The 18,966-nt window shown below is 74.2% G+C and carries 16 protein-coding genes; 9 read left to right on the forward strand and 7 right to left on the reverse strand.

Going from position 1 to position 18,966, the window contains the following annotated elements; all coding sequences use genetic code 11:
* Positions 1-3 precede the first annotated feature (3 nt).
* Positions 4-2,382, reverse strand: coding sequence for a D-alanyl-D-alanine carboxypeptidase (locus ABZ497_RS06355; protein ID WP_359803757.1), 2,379 nt, complete (start codon positions 2,380-2,382; stop codon positions 4-6).
* 298 nt (positions 2,383-2,680) lie between these two features.
* Between ABZ497_RS06355 and ABZ497_RS06360 the strand changes: the two genes are divergently transcribed.
* From ABZ497_RS06360 to ABZ497_RS06370, 3 genes are all read left to right on the forward strand, one after another.
* Positions 2,681-3,436: a GPP34 family phosphoprotein gene (locus ABZ497_RS06360; protein WP_329489267.1), complete on the forward strand. Its 756-nt coding sequence runs from the start codon at positions 2,681-2,683 to the stop codon at positions 3,434-3,436.
* Between the two features lie 467 nt (positions 3,437-3,903).
* The gene (locus ABZ497_RS06365; RefSeq protein ID WP_329489266.1) at positions 3,904-4,767 is read left to right on the forward strand and encodes a helix-turn-helix transcriptional regulator; all 864 of its coding nucleotides are present in this window, start codon (positions 3,904-3,906) and stop codon (positions 4,765-4,767) included.
* On the forward strand, positions 4,764-4,973 hold the full coding sequence (locus tag ABZ497_RS06370; protein WP_329489265.1) for a DUF397 domain-containing protein: 210 nt from the start codon (positions 4,764-4,766) through the stop codon (positions 4,971-4,973). Before ABZ497_RS06365 ends, ABZ497_RS06370 begins: the two co-directional genes overlap by 4 nt.
* Positions 4,974-5,112: 139 nt before the next feature.
* Here the strand turns inward: ABZ497_RS06370 and ABZ497_RS06375 are convergent, their stop codons facing one another.
* Positions 5,113-6,228: an ADP-ribosylglycohydrolase family protein gene (locus ABZ497_RS06375; protein WP_329489264.1), complete on the reverse strand. Its 1,116-nt coding sequence runs from the start codon at positions 6,226-6,228 to the stop codon at positions 5,113-5,115.
* Positions 6,229-6,505: 277 nt separating this feature from the next.
* A complete protein-coding gene (locus tag ABZ497_RS06380; RefSeq protein WP_359803758.1) occupies positions 6,506-9,112 on the reverse strand; it encodes a bifunctional FO biosynthesis protein CofGH in 2,607 nt (868 codons plus the stop codon).
* Positions 9,113-9,291: 179 nt separating this feature from the next.
* Between ABZ497_RS06380 and ABZ497_RS06385 the strand changes: the two genes are divergently transcribed.
* The 3 genes from ABZ497_RS06385 (at position 9,292) to ABZ497_RS06395 (ending at position 12,603) form a co-directional block, all read left to right on the forward strand.
* Positions 9,292-10,530, forward strand: a complete 1,239-nt coding sequence (locus ABZ497_RS06385; protein ID WP_359803759.1) for a DUF2092 domain-containing protein — start codon at positions 9,292-9,294, stop codon at positions 10,528-10,530.
* A 203-nt stretch (positions 10,531-10,733) separates the two neighbouring features.
* Positions 10,734-11,666 (forward strand): ABC transporter ATP-binding protein, encoded by a 933-nt coding sequence (locus ABZ497_RS06390; protein WP_329489261.1) that lies wholly within the window; start codon positions 10,734-10,736, stop codon positions 11,664-11,666.
* Positions 11,653-12,603 (forward strand): ABC transporter permease, encoded by a 951-nt coding sequence (locus tag ABZ497_RS06395; protein WP_359803760.1) that lies wholly within the window; start codon positions 11,653-11,655, stop codon positions 12,601-12,603. Before ABZ497_RS06390 ends, ABZ497_RS06395 begins: the two co-directional genes overlap by 14 nt.
* Before the next feature lie 51 nt (positions 12,604-12,654).
* Here ABZ497_RS06395 and rarD read toward each other — a convergent pair whose 3' ends face one another.
* Positions 12,655-13,722 (reverse strand): EamA family transporter RarD, encoded by a 1,068-nt coding sequence (gene rarD / locus ABZ497_RS06400; RefSeq protein WP_359803761.1) that lies wholly within the window; start codon positions 13,720-13,722, stop codon positions 12,655-12,657.
* A 153-nt stretch (positions 13,723-13,875) separates the two neighbouring features.
* On the reverse strand, positions 13,876-14,736 hold the full coding sequence (locus ABZ497_RS06405; protein WP_359803762.1) for an SDR family oxidoreductase: 861 nt from the start codon (positions 14,734-14,736) through the stop codon (positions 13,876-13,878).
* A gap of 313 nt (positions 14,737-15,049) precedes the next feature.
* Here ABZ497_RS06405 and ABZ497_RS06410 point away from each other — a divergent pair, with 313 nt between their 5' ends.
* Positions 15,050-15,385 (forward strand): helix-turn-helix domain-containing protein, encoded by a 336-nt coding sequence (locus tag ABZ497_RS06410; protein ID WP_352290672.1) that lies wholly within the window; start codon positions 15,050-15,052, stop codon positions 15,383-15,385.
* Positions 15,386-15,595: 210 nt separating this feature from the next.
* Here ABZ497_RS06410 and ABZ497_RS06415 read toward each other — a convergent pair whose 3' ends face one another.
* The gene (locus ABZ497_RS06415) at positions 15,596-16,363 is read right to left on the reverse strand and encodes a TetR/AcrR family transcriptional regulator (RefSeq protein ID WP_329489257.1); all 768 of its coding nucleotides are present in this window, start codon (positions 16,361-16,363) and stop codon (positions 15,596-15,598) included.
* Positions 16,364-16,508: 145 nt separating this feature from the next.
* On the opposite strand from ABZ497_RS06415, the gene ABZ497_RS06420 reads away from it, so the two are divergent.
* Entirely contained in the window at positions 16,509-16,718 is a 210-nt protein-coding gene (locus ABZ497_RS06420) for a DUF6011 domain-containing protein (RefSeq protein ID WP_359803763.1), read from the forward strand.
* Between the two features lie 291 nt (positions 16,719-17,009).
* On the opposite strand, the gene ABZ497_RS06425 is transcribed toward ABZ497_RS06420, so the two are convergent.
* Positions 17,010-17,870: a hypothetical protein gene (locus tag ABZ497_RS06425; RefSeq protein WP_359803764.1), complete on the reverse strand. Its 861-nt coding sequence runs from the start codon at positions 17,868-17,870 to the stop codon at positions 17,010-17,012.
* Between the two features lie 301 nt (positions 17,871-18,171).
* Here ABZ497_RS06425 and ABZ497_RS06430 point away from each other — a divergent pair, with 301 nt between their 5' ends.
* On the forward strand, positions 18,172-18,885 hold the full coding sequence (locus ABZ497_RS06430) for a hypothetical protein (RefSeq protein WP_359803765.1): 714 nt from the start codon (positions 18,172-18,174) through the stop codon (positions 18,883-18,885).
* Positions 18,886-18,966 lie beyond the last annotated feature (81 nt).

The raw sequence follows: 18,966 nt of genomic DNA on the forward strand, positions 1-18,966 counted from the left end.
AGGTCAGAGCAGGCGGGTCAGCCGGGACAGGATGGACGGCGGGGCCAGGTCCGTCTGGAGCACGACCGGGACCTCCACCTTGCCGTCGCCCGCCCCCACGCTCAGCACGCCGACCTGGGCACCGGCCTTGGCCGTGTGGCCGAGCTTGGCCGGGTCCAGGGTGAGGGTGCCGCTGATGCCGGGGAAGCCGGCGGCGGTGAGGTCCTTGGCGGCGACGACCGGGACCGTGCCGCCGAGCCCGTCGTCGACCCGGCCGACGACGTCGCCCTGCTTGGCGAGGGTCTGGCCGGTCAGCCCGTTCTGGGCCGCCTGGATCTGCAGGGCGCTGACGTTCTGGACGATCTTGAGGATGCTCGGCTCGGCGGTGGTCGCCGGCTGGCCCAGGGTGACCCCGAGGATGAGCCGCTGGACCCCGCCGACCTCCTTGTAGGCGGCCCACATCAGGCAGCCGCCGGCCGGGGTGCTGGAGCCGGTCTTGACGCCGATGATGCCGTTCTTCGGGGAGATCAGGGTGTTGGTGTTGGAGATCTTCTGATTGTTGAAGTTGGTCTCCGGCGTCGAGACGATCTGCCGGAAGATCGCGTCCTGCATCACCTGCTCGGCCAGCTTCAGCTGGTCCTTGGCGGTGCTCTTGGTGTCCGGGCTGAAGCCCGCCGGGTCGGTGTAGGTGGTGGCGGCCATGCCGAACCTGGCGGCGGTGTCGTTCATCTTCTTGACGAACGCCTCCTCCGAGCCGGCGTCCCAGCGGGCCAGCAGCCGGGCCACGTTGTTGGCCGACGGTAGCATCAGCAGCTCCAGCGCCTGGTACTGGGTGAGCTGCTGGCCCTCGGTGAGGGTGACCCTGGACTCGTCGACATTGCCGGACTCCTGGGCGGCCTGCTTGTCGACGGTGATCTTCGGGCCGCTCTCCCCCTTCTTGAGCGGGTGCGACTGGAGGATCAGGTAGGCGTTCATGACCTTGGTGACACTGGCGATCGAGGCCGGCGTCTCCGGGCCGGAGCTGCCGAGACTGCCGACGCCGACGACCTGGGCGGCCGACTGGCCCTTGGCCGGCCAGGCCAGGTCGAGCGGGTCGCCGCCGAAGCTGTAGCTGCCCGCGGCGGTCTGCTTCACCTTGGCGTCCGGCAGCGGGCGGAGCAGCTGCGCGACCGCCACCGCGCCGAGCACGACGGCCAGGAAGACCGTCCAGATGGTGATCCGCTTGAGTGCGCGGCGAAACGGCGAGACGGGGCGCGCGTTCAGCGTCGCCAGCACCTGCATCGCCTCGGCCGTCGTCTCCGGGGCCGGCGCGGGCGCGGGCTCGGGGGCTGGCAGCGGCGCGGGCTTCGGCAGCGGCGGCGGGGGCGGCAGCGGCCGGGGGTCGGGGGTGGGGAGCGGCTCGGGGGCCGGGGTGGGCGCCGGCTTCGGGGCCGGAACGGGCTCCGGCTCGGGTGCCGGCTCCGGCTCCGGCTCGGGGACGGGCCTGGGGGCCGGGTGCGGCTCGGGGACCGGCTCGGGCACGGTGCCCGCACCGGGCGCCCGCGGGGCCCGGGGCTTCTCCAGCTTCTCGGCCTGCCCGGCTCGGTCGGCGGGCGGCGCGGGCCGCGCGGGCCGCGCGGGGGTCTCCGGCCCGGCGGCGCCCTTCGGCTCGTCGGCGCCCTTCGACTCGTCGGCACCCTTCGACTCGTCGGCGCCCTTCGGCTCGTCGCCGGGCTCGGCGGGCTCGGCGGGCTCGGCCGGGGGCTTCGCGGGCTCCGCCGGAGGCTTTCCGGGGGCCGCCGAGTCCGTCCGCATGGCGAGACGCGGGTCCGACCCGCTCGGGCGCCCCGGCTTCCCGGCGGGGGCGCCGGCCGGTGGCTCGACCGGCGGAGCGCCCCGGCCGGCACCGCCGTCGGCCGGGGAACGGAGCTCCTCGGGCAGCCGCAACGCGGTGGTCGCGTTGTCCGCGGGCAGTCGCAACGAGGTCGTCGCGCTGTCCGCGGGGAGGCGGAGCGCGGTGGTCGCGTTGTCCACGGGAAGGCGGAGCATGGTGGTCCTGGAGTCCGTATCCCGGACACGGAGCTGGACGGTCGACCCCGTCCTGGGCGCGCCCGCGCCATCGGCGGCGGGCTCCCCGGTGGCGGCGGAGGCGGCCTCCGACCCCGCGTCCGAGGCATCGTCGGCACCGGTCTCCGAAGCCGCCGCGGAGCTCCCGGGCTCGTCCGAAGCGGCCTCGGCACCGGCCCCGGCGTCCGCCCGCGCACCCGCCCCGGCGTCCGCCCCGGCAGCGTCGGCGTCCTCGCGCCCGGCCGGTTCCACGGCCGCCGCCGTCGCGTCGGCACCGGCGCCGGAACCGCTCCGCGCCTCGTCCCGCTCCCGCCTCCGCTCGCCGTCCCGCAGCACCCTGTCGGGGGACTCGCCCACGTAACCCAGCCTCCTCAACGCCCGGCGGGGCACCGGCAGACCCGATTTCGGGAAGCCGACGCCCCGCCCCGTGTACCTGTACAGTCTCCGCCACCGGCGACCGTTCCGGCCGCCCACACCCCGCCCGACCGGCGCGTATTGCCGCCGCACGGCCGCACCGCGGTCCCTCCACCGGTCAGACGCCGGGCCCGCCTCCGCCGGTTCCCCGCCGCGGCCGCAAGGTCACGATTCGGAGGCGTACTCGACAAGCCCGTGTGAGAGGCGTCACGCTGTCATTCATCCACGCGGGGAGGCTTGGATGGGCAAGAGCCGCAGAACTGTTCCCGAGGAACTCTTGCTGCTCGCTTTGGACCCGACCACGGGTACCACTGCGCAGCCGCAGACCCTCGACCTCGGACTCGCCGGGGCCCAGCTCGTCGAGCTGTCCCTGGCCGGACGGATCGTCCCGGAGGGCGATCGGATCGCCGTGGTCCTGCCACGGCCGACAGGCGACCCGACCCTGGACCACGCACTGGAACTGCTGCGCCGACGCGGCAGCCCGGTTCGCGCGGCCCACTGGATCGGTGGGCCCAGACTGGGGCTCAGGCAGACCTATCTGGCGCACCTGGAGCGGTGCGGCATGGTCACGGCCGTGCCGGGCCAGATGTGCGGCGTGCTGCCGACGACGCGCTACCAGGCGTCCGACGACTGCACCAACGCCGCGATCAAGCAGCGGCTGGACACCGCGATCCGCACCGGCGTGCCGCCGGACCCGCGGACGGCCGCGCTGGCCGCGCTGGCCCACTCGGTGGGCCTGGGCAAGCACCTGTACCCGGGCAACGAGGGCCGGTCCTCACGGTCCCGGCTGCGCGACCTGATCCGTTACGACCCACTGGGCGGGATGGTCGCGCACGCGGTGATGGACGTGCAGAACGGTCTGCCGTCGCAGCAGAACCGTTCATCCCAAGGTGGTGGCGGCGCTCCGGTCGGCGCGGACCGACCGGGACCGCGTGCGGCGGCGAGCCGCGGCGGGACCGGTGGCCGGGTCGCACCGCCCCGCGTCGGCGTCCGCTGACCCGGACCCACCACGCGCGGCGCACGCCGCACAGCTCACGCCGCCACCCGGCGGTGAACAGCCGGCAGGAAGCAGGGGCGGTCGCCCGCGACGGAAGTCGCCGGGCGGCCGCCCCTCCGCCGTACCCCGGGGGCGGGGCCGCGCACCCGTGCGGCGGCCCCGCCCCCGCCCGCCCGAGCACGTGCCACCGGCACGTGTACGGGCGCCTGCCGCGCCCGTACGACCCATCGCACCGCCACCGCAGCACTACCGGATCGAGCCGCACCGTCGCCTTACCACGCGGGGAGGCCCGCCGTCTCGCCAAAGCGCTTTTCCGATGATGTGTTCTACTGCGCTCCTGCGATTCCCCGGCGCCGACCTGATCCAAGGTGTCATGCTGCTCCAAGTCAGGGGGGTTGGTCCCAATTTCCACTGTGTTCCGAGGACTGCCGTTCCAACGATCACCAGAGGTCCGGCCGGAGGTCGACGTGTCCGCGAACATCAACCCCACCGTGCGCCGCAGGCGCCTGGGCTCCGAACTCCGCAAGCTGCGGGAGGGCCTGGCCATGACGGCGGAGGAGGTGGCCGGCCGGCTGATGGTCTCCCAGTCGAAGATCAGCCGACTGGAGAACGGGCGCCGCAGCATCAGCCAGCGCGACGTGCGCGACCTCTGCGACGTCTACAACGTGACCGACGAGGCCATGCGGGCCAGTCTGATGGAGATGGCGCGGGAGTCCCGCCAGCGCGGCTGGTGGCACGACTTCAACGACATGCCGACCCCGTACAGCGTGTACATCGGCCTGGAGGCCGAGGCCTCGTCGATCCGCGCCTACGAGTCCTCGTTCGTCCCGGGGCTGCTGCAGACCGAGCAGTACGCCCAGGCCGTCGTGGAGGGCACCCAGCCGGACACCGACGCGCTCTCCGTCCAGCGGCGGGTGCAGGTCCGGATGAAGCGCCAGGACCGCGTCCACGGCGAGAACCCGCTGGGCAGCCTCTGGACCGTCATAGACGAGGCGGTGCTGCGCCGCGAAGTGGGCAACCGGGCGGTGATGGCCGATCAGCTGAAGCACATGCTGGAGCTGAGCCAGCGCCCGAACATCACGATCCAGGTGATCCCGTTCTCGCACGGCGCCCACCCCGGCATGACCGGGACATTCTCCCTGCTGGAGTTCCCCGAGTCAGCCGATTCCACGGTTGTCTACTTCGAAGGGGTGACGAGCGATCTCTACCTGGAGAAGGAAGCCGACGTGCGCCGCTATACCAGTCTCTACGACCACCTGCGGGCAGCGGCGCTCGGAGTGGTCGAGAGCCGGTCACTGATAGCCACGATTGAAGAGGGATACCACGCATGAGCACCACCTTCGAGAACGGGACGACCTGGCGGAAGAGCACCCACAGCGGCGGCAACGGCGCCTGTGTGGAGATCGCCACGCCGGCTGCGGGCGCCGTCGCGGTGCGGGACTCCAAGGATCCCCAGGGTCCTCAGCTGAACTTCTCGGCCGAGGCCTGGAAGGCGTTCGCCGTGGATGCCGGAGCAGGGGTGTTCGGCGGCTTCTGAGCCACCGCGCCGTTCTCGGCGCAGTCGCCCGTAGCGGTGTCCGCCGCCCTCCCCCGGGGCCGCGGGCGCCGCTACCGGCACCTACGCGGCCGCGCGCCGGCGAACCGGGCCGATCGGGCCCACCGGGCCGGGTGGAACGTCAGCGCAGCACCGGGTAGCGGTCCGCCCAGGCGGCGCCCTCCGGGGTGTCCAGGCCGTGCAGCTCCGGCCCGTGCATCAGCTCCAGGACGAAGTCGTCGGCCAGTTCGAGCAGGGCGCCGCGCCCCTCCAGCGCGGCCACCAGGCCGGGCGGCAGGGCGCTGTCCCCGTGCAGCACCCCGAGCAGGTTGCCGCAGATGGCGCCGGTGGAGTCACTGTCCCCCGAGTGGTTCACCGCCAGCAGCAGGCCCGAGCGCACGTCGTGGGCGACCAGCGCGCAGTACACCCCGATCGCCAGCGCCTCCTCGGCGACCCAGCCCTCGCCCAGCGCCTCGACCCGTTCCGCCGACGGCTCGCCGGCCCGTACCGCGTCCAGCGCCGCCCGCAGGGCCGCCGTGGTCTCCTCGTGCGCCGGACGCTCGGAGAGCAGGGCGAGCGCCAGGTGGACGCCCTCCTCCAGGGTGCCGCCGCGGGCCACCGTCTGGACGATCACCGCCAGGGCGCCGGCCGAGAGGTAGCCGGTGGGGTGGCCGTGCGTCAGCACCGAGCACTCCACGGCCAGCTGGAACACCAGGCCCGGCTCCCAGGTGGTGAGCAGCCCGAACGGCGCCGCCCGCATCACCGTGCCGCAGCCCTTGGAGTGCGGGTTCTTGGGCACCTCCACGGTGCCGAGGCGGTCCGCGTCCGGGCCGGAGAGGCCGGACAGACAGGCCTGGCCGGGGGCGCGCTGGGCGTACAGCCACTCCTCGCGGCCGAGCCAGCCGAGGTCGGTGCGGCGCTCGTCCGGGCCCCAGTCCCGCTGGGTGGCGGCCCAGCGCAGATAGGCGAGGTGGAGGTCGGTGGGCGGGTGCCAGCTGCCGGTGTCCCGCCGGATGTGGGCGCGGATCAGCCCGTCCACGGTGAAGAGCACCATCTGGGTGTCGTCGGTGACCGCCCCGAGCCGCCCGTAGGCGGGTATGTAGCCGGTCACGCCGAGCGGGCCGTGCGCGGCCCGGATCTTCTCCAGCGACTCGAACTCGACGCCCGCGCCGAGCGCGTCACCGATCGCCCCGCCGAGCAGACAGCCCCGCACCCGGCTGCGGAAGTCCTGCTGCTGGGCTCGTGACCACAGTGGCATCACGACGGAGCGCCTTTCGTCCGGGAACCGGGGAGCGCGACGCTCGGCCGGCCGCGCGCCCTCGCACTGTATTCGAATGACCGAACAAGTCGAGCGATTCCCTCGAACACCACACGTCGACACGATGGTGCCGACCCGCCACGCGCAGGCCGCGGCCGGCCACCCCGGGCTCCCTGCCGTGCCGGGCCGTGCCCGTCTCCGGGCCGGCAGGCTGTGCCGCCGGCGGTCCGCCGGGCAGGGGAGCCCGGCGGGCCGTCACCGGTACCGGGTGGGGAGGTCAGTCCAGGACCGGCAGCAGCTCCGGCAGGTGGCCGTCCGAGGCCAGGGCCGCGGCCAGCCGCTCGGCGGGGACCTCGCCGTAGGTGGTGGTGCGCTGCCGGTGCGGGCGCCCCGCCGCCTCGGCGATCGCCCGCAGGTCCCGGACCGACTTGTAACTGCCGTACGCCGACCCGGCCATCCGCGAGATGGTCTCCTCCATCAGCGTGCCGCCCAGGTCGTTGGCGCCCGAGCGGAGCATCTCGGCCGCGCCCTCGGCCCCCAGCTTCACCCAGCTGGTCTGGATGTTGGGGATGTGCGGGTGCAGGAGCAGCCGCGCCATCGCGACCACCGCCCGGTTGTCCCGCGCGGTCGGCCCGGGCCGGGCGATGCCGGCCAGGTAGACCGGGGCGTTGGTGTGGATGAACGGCAGCGTCACGAACTCGGTGAACCCGCCGGTGCGCTGCTGGACCTCCGCCAGCAGCCGCAGGTGGCCCAGCCAGTGGCCCGGGTTGTCCACGTGGCCGTACATCATCGTGGAAGAGGAGCGGATGCCCAGCTCGTGCGCGGTGGTGACGACCTCCACCCAGGTCGCGGCGGGCAGCTTGCCCTTGGTCAGCACCCAGCGGACGTCGTCGTCCAGGATCTCGGCCGCCGTGCCCGGGATGCTGTCCAGCCCCGCCGCCTTCGCCTCCTGGAGCCAGTCGCGGATCGAGAGGCCGGTCCGGGTCGCGCCGTTGACCACCTCCATCGGCGAGAAGGCGTGCACGTGGATGCCGGGCACCCGCTCCTTCACCGCGCGCGCGATGTCGAAGTAGGCCGTCCCGGGCAGGTCGGGGTGGATGCCGCCCTGCATGCAGACCTCGGTGGCGCCGACCTCCCAGGCCTGCGCGGCCCGGTCGGCCACCTGCTCCAGGGAGAGGGTGTAGGCGTCCGCGTCGGTGCGGCGCTGGGCGAAGGCGCAGAACCGGCAGCCGGTGTAGCAGACGTTGGTGAAGTTGATGTTCCGGGTGACGCAGTAGGTGACGTCTTCGCCTACCGCGGCGCGGCGCACGTCGTCGGCGATCCGGCAGAGCGCGTCCAGGGCCGGGCCGTCCGCGTGGAACAGCGCCAGCGCCTGGTCGTCCGTCAGCCGGGCGGGGTCGTCGGCGGCCGTCGCCAGCGCACCGCGCAGATCGCCGGCGAGGCGCTCCGGGGCGCCCTTGGCGAGCACCTGCTCGCGCAGCACCTGCCAGTCCCCGTACACGTCCTCGAAGTCGGCCCGGCGGTCGCCGGTGCGGCCCTCGGTGTCGATGGTGGCGTGCAGGTCCGTCCGCCCGTACGAGGTGGGCAGGTCCTCCGGCTCCTGCCAGGGGAGGCCCTGGACCACGGCGTCCGGGCGGGCCAGCCCGGTCTCCGGGTCGGACAGCGCCCGGACGTGCGGCAGCACCCGCGGATCCAGCCACGGCTCGCCGTGCCGGACGTACTCGGGATAGACGGCGAGCCGCTCGCGCAGCTCGAAGCCGGCCGCCGCCGAACGCTCCGCCAGCCGGTCGATCTGCGGCCAGGGGCGCTCGGGGTTCACGTGGTCGGGCGTCAGCGGCGAGACGCCGCCCCAGTCGTCGATCCCCGCGCCGATGAGCCGCTCGTACTCGCCGTCCACCAGGTTCGGCGGCGCCTGGAGGCAGGCCGCCGGGCCCATGATGTGCCGGGCCACCGCGACGGTGGCGACCAGCTCGTCCAGCTCGGCGTCGGGCATGCCGCGCATCGCCGTGTCCGGCTTGGCGCGGAAGTTCTGCAGGATCAGCTCCTGGATGCCGTGATAGGCCCGGGAGACCCGGCGCAGCGCGAAGAGCGACTCCGCGCGCTCCTCGTACGTCTCGCCGATGCCGATCAGCAGCCCGCTGGTGAACGGCACCGAGCTGCGTCCGGCGTCCTCCAGGACCCGGAGCCGGACGGCCGGCTCCTTGTCCGGCGAGCCGTAGTGCGGGCCGCCGGGCTCGCTCCAGAGCCGGGTCGCGGTGGTCTCCAGCATCATGCCCATGGAGGCCGAGACCGGCTTGAGCCGCTGGAAGTCCGTCCAGCTCAGCACCCCGGGATTGAGGTGCGGCAGCAGGCCGGTCTCCTCCAGGATGCGGATGGACATCGCCCTGACGTAGGCGATGGTGTCGTCGTAGCCGTGCGCGTCCAGCCACTCGCGGGCCTCGGGCCAGCGGTCCTCGGGCTTGTCCCCAAGGGTGATCAGCGCTTCCTTGCACCCCAGTTCGGCCCCGCGCCGGGCCACCTCCAGCACCTCGTCGGGCGACATGAACATCCCGTGGCTGCGCCCGGGGAGCTCCCGCGCCGTGCCCTGCGCGGCCCGGCGCAGCTTGCCGGGGACGGTGGCGAAGGTGCAGTAGTGGCACTTGTCGCGGCAGAGCCGGGTGAGCGGGATGAACACGCTCTTGGAGTAGGTGATGACGCCGGGCCGGCCCGCCGTCGCGAGGCCCGCGTCGCGCACCCGGGCCGCACTCGCGCAGAGGTCCGTCAGGTCCGCGCCTCTGGCCCGGAGCAGCACCGCAGCCTCTGCCGCGTCCAGCGCGACACCGTCCCGGGCACGGCGCAGGGCGCGCCGCATCGCGTTCGCAGTCGGGGTGAAGGTTGCGTCCATGGCGCGACCCTACGCCAGTTCCGGTACCTCCGGAGGAGGTGACCCTGAGGGCCTGTCAGGGTCGTCTGCGCCGGGAGACCGACCCCGATCTGGCCCTGCAGAGCGATGACTCGGGCGCCCCGGGGCCGTGTAATGGAGCGGACAGGCAGTCGGTCACGGTTACGGAGGGGTTGGACGCTATGACGGACGACACGACGACTGAACGACACCCGGGCGGCGGCGCGCCCTACCGCTCGGGCCGGCGCACCGCGGTGCGGGTGGCGGTGCCGCTGGCGGTGGCGGGCACGATCGCCGCGGGCATCGGGCTGGTGCCCGCGCTGGCGGACGACGCCCCGCCGAACCTGCCCGCGTTGACGGCGGAGCAGGTGGTGGCGAAGGCGCTCGGCTCGCAGGCCCAGACGCTCTCGGGGACGGTCTCGGTCTCCGCGGACCTCGGGGTGCCCAGCCAGCTGTTCTCGGCCGCGGGCGGCGGACTCGGCTCCGGCGGCGCCGGCCAGGGCTCCTCGGCCGCGCCGGAGGCCAAGCTGACCGGCCTGCTCGGCGGGGACCACACCCTGCGGGTCGCGGTGGACGGTCCGGACCGCCAGCGCGTCGGCCTGATCGAGAACCTCTCCGAGTACGAGCTGGTGCACAACGGCGACCAGGTCTGGGCCTGGGACAGCTCCACCAACGAGGCCGTGCACCTGACGGCCCCGCAGGGTGGCCGGCCCGAGGGCCACCGGGGCGGGGCGCCGCTCACCGGGGTGCCGACCACGCCGGCCGAGGCGGCCAAGGAGTTCCTCGCGGCGGGCGCGGGCACCACCGCCGTCACCGTCGACGGCACGGCGAACGTCGCCGGGCAGAAGGCGTACCAGCTCAGCGTCAAGCCCACCCAGTCCGGCTCCACCATCGGCGAGGTGCGGATCGCGGTGGCCGCCGACAACGGCGTGCCGCTCGCGGTGGTGGTCAAGGGGACGGACGGCTCCGCCGTGCTGGACGTCCACTTCAAGGACGTCTCCTTCGCCAGGCCGGCCGCCAAGTCCTTCGAGTTCTCGGCCCCCAAGGGCGCCAAGGTGACGGAGCAGCGGGCGGAGGCCGGTGGCGAGGGCCGGCAGGCCCCCGGCGGCGCGCCGGAGCGGGCGGGCGCCGACGGCCTGAACGTCGTCGGCGAGGGCTGGACGGCGGTGCTGAGCACCCGGCTGCCCAGCGGCGACGCCGCCCCGGCACCGGCGGAGTCCGGCAAGCAGGGCCGGCACGGGGGCGAGGGCCGGGCGCCGGGCCAGAGCGTGCAGGGCCTGGTCAAGTCGCTCGGCAAGCCCGTCCAGGGCGGCAGCCTGATCAGCACCAAGGTGCTGAACGTGCTGGTCACGGATGACGGCCGGGTGTTCGCCGGTGCGGTGACGCTGCCGGTGCTGCAGAGTGCGGCCGGGGTGAAGTAATGACCCGGGCTCCTGTAACGGGGGACGTTACGGAGCCGGCCGGGGGCCGGGGCGCCGAGGTGCGCCCGGCCCCCGCGGCCGTACCCGCCGTCGCCCCGTCCACTGCTCCCGCCACCGGCGACGGCCGGTCCGGGTCCGCCGCTCCCTCCGGGTCCGTCGCTCCGTACGGGTCCGCCGCTCCGTCCTGGTCCCCGTCCGACGCCGTGATCAGCACCCGGGGGCTGACCAAGCGCTTCCGGGGCGGGCAGCTCGCCGTGGACGGGCTGGACCTGACCGTCCCCCGCGGTTCGGTCTTCGGCTTCCTCGGGCCCAACGGCTCCGGCAAGACCACCACCATCCGCATGCTGATGGGCCTGATCGCGCCCACCTCGGGGGTGGCCACCGTGCTCGGCGCGTCGATGCCGCAGTCCGTCACCGCGGTGCTGCCGCGGGTCGGCGCGCTGATCGAGGGCCCGGCGCTGTACGGCTTCCTCTCCGGCCGGGACAACCTGGCCCGGTTCGACGCGGCCGATCCGACCGCCGACCCGCGCACCCGCCGGCAGCGGGTCACCGAGGCGCTGGACCGGGTGGGGCTGACCGCCGCGGCCGGGAAGAAGGCGCGGGCGTACTCGCTCGGCATGAAGCAGCGGCTCGGCCTGGCCTCGGCCCTGCTCCAGCCGCGCGAGCTGCTGGTGCTGGACGAGCCGACCAACGGCCTCGACCCGCAGGGCATGCGGGAGATCCGGGCGCTGATCCGGGAGGTCGCGGCCGAGGGAACCACGGTCTTCCTCTCCTCCCACCTGCTGGACGAGATCGAGCAGGTCTGCACGCACGCCGCGGTGATGTCGCGCGGCCGGCTGCTGGTGCAGGGCACCGTGGCCGAGCTGGCCGCCCGGGCCCAGGGGCGGCTGGTGGTCCGCACCCCCGACGTGGCGCTGGCCGCCGGGGTGCTGGCGGCGCACCGGGTCCGCGACGTGCTGCCGGGCGAGGACCGGGTCGAGGGGGCGCCGGACGCGCTCGCCGAGGACGGCCTGCCGGAGCTCTGCGCGGCGCTGGTCGCGGCCGGGGTACGGGTGCGGGGCTTCGGAGTGGAGCGGGGCACGTTGGAGGACGCCTTCGTGGCGCTGACCGGGGAGGGCTTCGATGTCGCGGGCTGAGGCTCCGGCCGTACCGGAGACGGTGGGGACAGCGGGTGCGGCGGGTGCGCCGGGCGCGGTGGGTGCGCCGGGCCTGCCGGGCGTTCCCGGGGTGACCGGGCGCCGGGCGCAGACGACGGCCGGGTTCCTGGCGCTGTTCCGCAGCGAGTTGCTGCTGACCTTCCGCCGGATGCGGACGATCGTGCTGCTGGGGATCCTCGGGGTGCTGCCGGTCCTGATCGGTGTGGTGGTCAGGATCGAGACCGACGGGTCGCAGGGCGGCGGGGGCCCGGCCTTCATCGCGCAGGTGACGCAGAACGGCCTCTTCCTGGTCTTCACCTCGCTCGCGGTGGCCCTGCCGATCTTCCTGCCGATGACGGTCGGGGTGGTCGCCGGCGACTCGGTGGCCGGCGAGGCGGCCGGCGGCACCCTGCGCTACCTGCTGGTCGCGCCGGCCGGGCGGACCAGGCTGCTGGCCGCCAAGTTCACGGCCGGTCTGGCGTTCTGCCTGGCGGCGACGGCGACGGTCGCGCTGGCGGCGCTCGCCACCGGCGCCGCGCTGTTCCCGCTCGGGGAGGTCACGCTGATCTCCGGGGAGACCATCGGGCTCGGCCCGGCGCTGCTGCGGGCGGTGCTGGTGGCGCTGGTCGTGGCCGCCTCGCTGTCCGGACTGGTCGCGATCGGGCTCTTCATCTCGACGCTCACCGGCAGCGGCATCGCGGCGATGGCCGCCACCGTCAGCCTGGTGATCACCGTCCAGATCCTCGACAGCTTCCCCCAGCTGCACGCGATCCAGCCGTTCCTCTTCACCCACCACTGGCTGAGCTTCGGGGACCTGCTGCGCGAACCGATGTACTGGGACGGCGTGCTGGAGAACCTCGGGCTGCAGGCCGCGTACGTGGCCGTCTTCGGCTCGGCCGCGTGGTCGCGCTTCACCAGCCGGGACATCACCGCGTAGCGGGCCGGCGGGGGCCGGGGCCGCCCCGCCGGCCGGCCCTGCGCGCCCCCGTCAGCGGGTGGGCGCCGGGGCCGCGTCCAGGGGCGGGGTGGGTGCGGTGGCCGGGGCGGTCGGGGCGTCGGCCGGGCTGGCAGTCGGGGCGTCGGCCGGGCCCAGGGCGTCGGCCGGGACGGCGGCGGCCGACCGGGCCAGGACGGCGGCCCGCTCCGCCCGATCGCTCCGCACCCGGCGCAGCGCGTCCCAGGTCAGCAGCGCCAGCGCGGCCCAGACCAGCGAGAAGCCGGCCCAGCGGGCGGGCGGCATGGACTCGTGGAACACCGTGACACCGATCAGGAACTGGAACAACGGCGCCAGGTACTGCAGCAGCCCGAGCACGGTGAGCGGCACCCGGACCGCCGCCGCGCCGAAGCAGAGCAGCGGGATCGCGGTGATCACCCCGCTGAGCATCAGCAGCCCGGAGTGCCCCCAGCCGAACGACCCCGCCACGGTGTGCCCGAAGGTGCCGCGGCCGACGAGTGCCAGGTAGACCAGGTACCCGAGGGCGAACGGGAACATGAAGGCGCTCTCGGCGGCCAGGCTCTCCAGCCCGCTCAGCCCGACCGTCTTCTTGAGCAGCCCGTACGTCCCGAAGGAGAAGGCCAGGGTCAGCGCGATCCAGGGCAGCCGTCCGTAGCCGACGGTCAGCACCGCCACCGCGAGGGCGCCGATGCCGACGGCAGCCCACTGGGCGGGCCGCAGCCGCTCCTTGAGCACCACCACGCCGAAGGCGATGGTGACCAGCGGGTTGATGAAGTAGCCGAGGCTGGTCTCGACGACGTGACCGGCGTTGACCCCCCAGATGTAGACGCCCCAGTTGACCGAGATCACGGCGGCGGCCCCGCCCAGCATGGCGAGCCGGCGGGGCTGGCGCAGCAGCGGGCGTATCCAGCCCCAGTGCCGCTGGGCGAGCAGCAGTACGACGACGGCGACCAGTGACCAGACCATCCGGTTGGCGAGGATGTCGTCGGCGGCGGCCGGCTCCAGCAGCGGCCAGAACAACGGGAAGAGCCCCCACATCCCGTACGCCGCCAGGCCGTACCAAAGGCCCCGGCCGGCCTCCTGCTGGGTTGTCTCCGCCATCGACGGCCTGCCCTCCGCGCGCACCAATGTCGTGCCGACGGTAGCGGGCGCGGGGGCCGACTGTCATCTCCGTATTCGCATTTTGCTCATGACATGAGACGCCGCCCGACCGACCTGCGGTTTCGCGGTCGGCCCGGGCGGCGCTCCGGTGCGTCAGGCGCCCAGCGCCGTGCGCACGCTCTCCGCCAGCGGGACGGTCGGGCGGCCGATCAGCCGGGCCAGGTCACCCGGGGTGCCGGCCAGTTCGCCGCGTGCGATACCGGCGTCCACGTCCACCAGGACGTCGGCGAAACCCTCCGGCAGGCCCGCGCCGACCAGGACCGCGCGGTGCTCGGCCGGGGTCACCTCGCGGTGCTCGACGGGTCGGCCCGAGACCCGCGCCAGCTCGGCGGCCAGCTCCGGCAGGCTCCACGCGACGTCACCGCTGAGCTCGTACACGGTGTCCGCGTGACCACCCTCGTCCCCCTCGCCGAGCAGCACCGCGACCGCCGCGGCGGCGTAGTCCGCACGCGGGGCGGTGGCCACCCGGCCCTGCCCGGCGCTGCCGATCACCACGCCGCGCGCCACCGTGCCGGCGGCGTCGCCCAGGTAGTTCTCGGTGTACCAGCCGTTGCGGAGGAACGAGAAGGGCAGCCCGGACTCCCGGATCGCCGCCTCGGTGGCCTTGTGCTCGTCCGCCAGCCGGAAGGTGGCCACGCCGGGCGCGCTGGTGTACGCGAGCAGCGCGACGCCGGCGGCGCGCGCCGCCTCGATCACGGCGGTGTGCTGCGGGATGCGGCGGCCGACCTCGCTGCCCGAGATGAACAGCACCCGGTCGCCGGCCGCGAAGGAGCCCGCCAGGCTCTCCGGACGGTCGTAGTCGGCCACCCGGACGGTCACGCCGCGGGCGGCGAGGTCGGCGGCCTTCTCGGCGTCGCGGACGACCACCGCCACCTCGCCGGCGGGGACCTCGGCCAGCAGGCCCTCGACGACCAGCCGGCCGAGCTGTCCGGTGGCACCGGTGACGACGTACATGTTGCTGCTCCCTGGGTCGGGTCGGTTCGGGTCAGGTCGGTTCGGTTCGGGCCGTTGCCCGTTGAACTCCCGGTCGGACGGCCGATCCATCTCGGCCTCGACACTCACCCTAGGAGGGGCACTTACTTCTCGAAAGTACGCACTTCAAAGTAGGGTACTGACATGCAGGTAATGACATGCAGGTAATGACATGCAGGTAATGGCCCAGGGCGCCGCCCCTGCTGCCCCCGCCGCTTCCGACGCCGCCACCCCCTCCGCGGCCCGGCCGGCCGTGCCGCTCGGCGAGCTGCCGCCGCCGGACGTCTACGACCGCATGTGCCCCTCCCGCGGCGTACTGGAGCACGTCACCAGCCGGTGGGGCGTCCTGGTGCTGGCGGCGCTGGACGAACGCGGCTACCGGTTCAGCGAGCTGCGCCGACGGGTGTCCGGGGTGAGCGAGAAGATGCTCGCGCAGACCCTGCAGACCCTGGAGCGCGACGGCTTCGTCCTCCGCGAGGCCCATCCGGTGATCCCGCCACGGGTGGACTACAGCCTCACCCCGCTCGGCCGGGAGGCCGCCCACCTGGTGGCGGCCCTCGCCCGCTGGTCCGAGCAGCGCGTCCCCGTCGTCCAGGAGGCCCGCGCCGGGTACGACGCCCGCCCGCGCTGAGGCGGGGCGGGCTCGGGGGTGAGGCCGACGCGTTTTATGTCGGTCGGTCTACATATGTCGGTCGGTCTACAGAGACCGGCCTCAAGGGGGTATTTCTGTAGACCGGTCTAGCGATTCCGGCCCGGCGCAGCTGGTGAATATGCAGACCGGTCTACCTAAGGCGTCCAGAATCAACCGACCGGTCTACAGATTCGCGGCCCCGCCGGGTGGCTACCGCTCCGCGATCAGCGCCGCGAACCCGTCCAGCACTCGGGCCAGGCCGAAGGCGTACGCGTGGTCCGCGCTGTACGCGCCGCCGTGCACCTCGCCGGCGGCCGCACCGACACGGGCGGCGACCGGGTACCGCTCGGCGTCGAAGACCCGGGCCAGCAGGTCCGCGTTGGCCGCCCACCACTGCTCGTCGGTCATCGCACTGTCCTGCTGCGCGGCGCGGTCGTCGGCACCCATCCGGGCACAGGTCTGGACGAAACCCAGCAGGTGGGTGAGCGCGGCGTCCAGCTCCACGTCCGGCAGCCCGGTGCCCTCCAGGGCGCACAACTCGTACTCGTACTTGGCCATCAGCCCCGGCCCCAGCGGCGGACGGCTGGTCGAGATGCTCGCCACCCAGGGGTGGGCGCGGTAGAGCGCGCGGTTGTCGTCCGCGACCGCGGCGACCCTGGCCCGCCAGCCCTCGTCGGAGGGGGCGCTGCGCGGCATGGTCGCGTAGACGGTGTCCAGCATCAGGTCGAGCAGCTCGGCCTTGCCGGGGACGTACGTGTAGAGCGCCATCGGGGAGACGCCCAGTTCCTGCGCCACTCGCCGCATCGTCACCGCGTCCACGCCGTCGGCGTCGGCCAGCGCGATCGCCACGGCCGCGATCTCCGCGGGCGACTTCGCCTGCCGGGGACCACGACGGCCCGGCTTCTCCTCGGTCGACACGCCCCAGAGCAGTGCCAGCGTCCGCGCCGGATCCCCCGCACTGCTGCGTTCACTCGCCATGGGGGAATCCTTTCACGCGCCCGCCCGGACAGGGCCCGCCGGGCGCACCGCCGGAGCGCACCCGGAGGAGAACAGCGGCGCGTCCGGACTGCGGGGCCGGGCGGGCCCCCGGCGGGCACCGTCGGGCAAGCTCTAGGGTCGACCCATGACCGACCGCACCCCCGAGCCACTCCCCGGCACCGACTCGGCAGAGGTCGTCCGCTCCCGAGTCACCTGCCGCCGCTGCCACCGCCCGCTGCGCGACCCGGAATCCCGCATCCTGCGGCTGGGCCCGGAGTGCCGGGACCCGACCGAACGGGTCGCCCGCCACGAGGTCGACCAGGACCCGTTGCCCGGGTTCGGCCCGTCCCGGTGACCGGCCGCATCGGCCGGAACCGCAACACCCGGCTCCGCCTCCACCCCGCAGCGTTCCGACGCCGCCTCCTGAGGTGACGCAGGGGCGCTAACGCGCGGAGCGGGACGTCGAACCGGCCGACTTCCCACTCCGACCCGAGGCCGGCCGAGGGCGCCGGCCCCAGCCGGAACACACCACGAACGAGCCGCCCCAGTCACCACATCCCGAGGCGCCGCAGGGGCAATGAGTCGCGGAGCAGGGCGTCGGACCGGCCGACTTCCCACTCCGACCCGGGGCCTTCCGGGCCGGCCGTCACCAGCTCGGTGCGCTCCCGTTGCACGTGGCGCCCGGGCAGCCGGCGGCGTAGAGCTGAGTCACGCCGATCGCCAGCAGGTACCGGTGGTTCGCGTAGGCCTTCGCCTGAAGTGCCTCGGCGTCCACGCGCCGCCAGTCCTGGTACACGACCCGCTCGGACTCACCGTCCGCGTAGGGCTTCGCGTCCGGCCCGCGCAGGGTTGACGAGTCGTCCCAACTGCCCCTGATCCTGGGCAGACCCTTGCCGTCCGCGACCGCGACGGTCAGGGTGACGGAGTTCTGCCCGGCGCCGCGCGTGTGGTCGACGGCGACCGAGTTCGGCCGGGCCAGCGCCTCGGCCGTCTGCTCGGCCGAGGCGTCGCCACCCGGGCTGTGCTGGTAGTGCAGCTCCCGCACCAAGTCCCTGCCGCCGCTGCGCGGCTTCCAGCCGACGCCGGCCAGCGCCCGGTCCAGCTCGGCCAGCCGGGGCTCGATCTCACCGTCGAACGCGGCGTACAGCACCGTCGTCCGCCGGCACATCACCCCCGACCACACCGGCTTGCTGCCGAAGCTGCCGGAGGCGGCCCGGGCCTCGCACAGGTCGGCGACCGAGCTGTCCAGCGCCTCCGCCCAGGGCGCGGCCGCCCGGACCAGTCCGGTCTGCTCGTCGGCGAACGCCACCGCCCGGTCGCGGGCCGCACGCGTGTCGGCGGCCCGGGCGAGCGCGCTCGCGTCCGGTGCGGGGGGCACGGTGGTGAGGTCGTGCAGTTGCCACAGGACGGCCGCGACGAGGATCACCGCCCCGGCCACGACCACGCCCGACAACGTCAGCAAGACCCGCCGTACCCCGGCCCAGGCCGATCCGCCCCCCGTACTCATGGCCACCACCGTAGCCAGGCGCGCGGGCGGGGCGTCCGGTCGAGACGCCTCCGAGACGCCTCCGCAACGGGCCCGGTACCCGCCGCGTCCCTCCGTCAGGGCCGGTTCAGCGCCTTGCGGTTCGGCAGCCGGGCGGCCGGGCGCAAGGGGCGCTACTGTACCGGCTCGTCGACAACTCCGACGCGGTCACGTCACATTCGGGCCGAACCGCGCCGAAGCCATGGCCCCCGACCCCCCGACCCCGCTATCAAGATCTCAGCAGGGCCGCCGCCTGACGGCCCGGAACACGGGGGAACCTCCTATGAACGGCATCCACACCCGCAAGCGCATGTGGACGCTCGTCGGTCTCGCAGCGGTCGGCGCCCTGACCCTCACCGCCTGCAACGACGACCCGGCGGCCGACACGGCGAGCAGCACTCCGCCACCGGCCGCCGCGCCGACGACCCCGGCCGCCTCCGCGAGCACGCCGGCCGCGGCCAGCCCGTCGGGTGCCGCCACCGGCACTCCCACCACCGCGGCCACCAGCGCGCCCGCAGCCGCTCCCGCGGCCGGCGGCGGTACCGACGCCACCCCCGGGCAGACCTTCAAGATCGGCCAGCCCGCCCAGGTGCAGTTCAGCTCCGGCAGCACCAAGGGCGTCATCGCCCTGTCGGTCACCGCGATCGAGACCGGCGACCCGGCCGACCTGGCCGCACTCAAGCTCGGTGACAAGGCCAAGGGGCTCGTCCCGTACTACGTGCGGTACTCGATCACCAACACCGGCACCACCGACCTGGCCTACACCAGCGTGGACCACGTCAAGGGCCTCCTGCCGGACGGCAGCGAGGCCCAGGAACTGATGATCATCGGCGGCTTCGCCAAGTGCGCGAACCCCTCGCTGCCGAAGGGCTTCACCAACGGCCAGACCGCCCAGGGCTGCGCCGTCGCCCTCGCCCCGGCGGCCACCAAGGTCTCGGGCGCCGAATACTGGGGCGCGCCCTACAGCCTGGGCAAGGGCGCCATCTTCTGGAAGTAGTGGTGCGAGGTGCGGTCGCCGGGCCGGTCCCACCGGCCCGGCGACCGCACCTCGCGCTCCGACCCCACCGACTTCACCAAC

It is taken from the genome of Kitasatospora sp. NPDC005751, from assembly GCF_040630835.1.
GTDB lineage: Bacteria > Actinomycetota > Actinomycetes > Streptomycetales > Streptomycetaceae > Kitasatospora.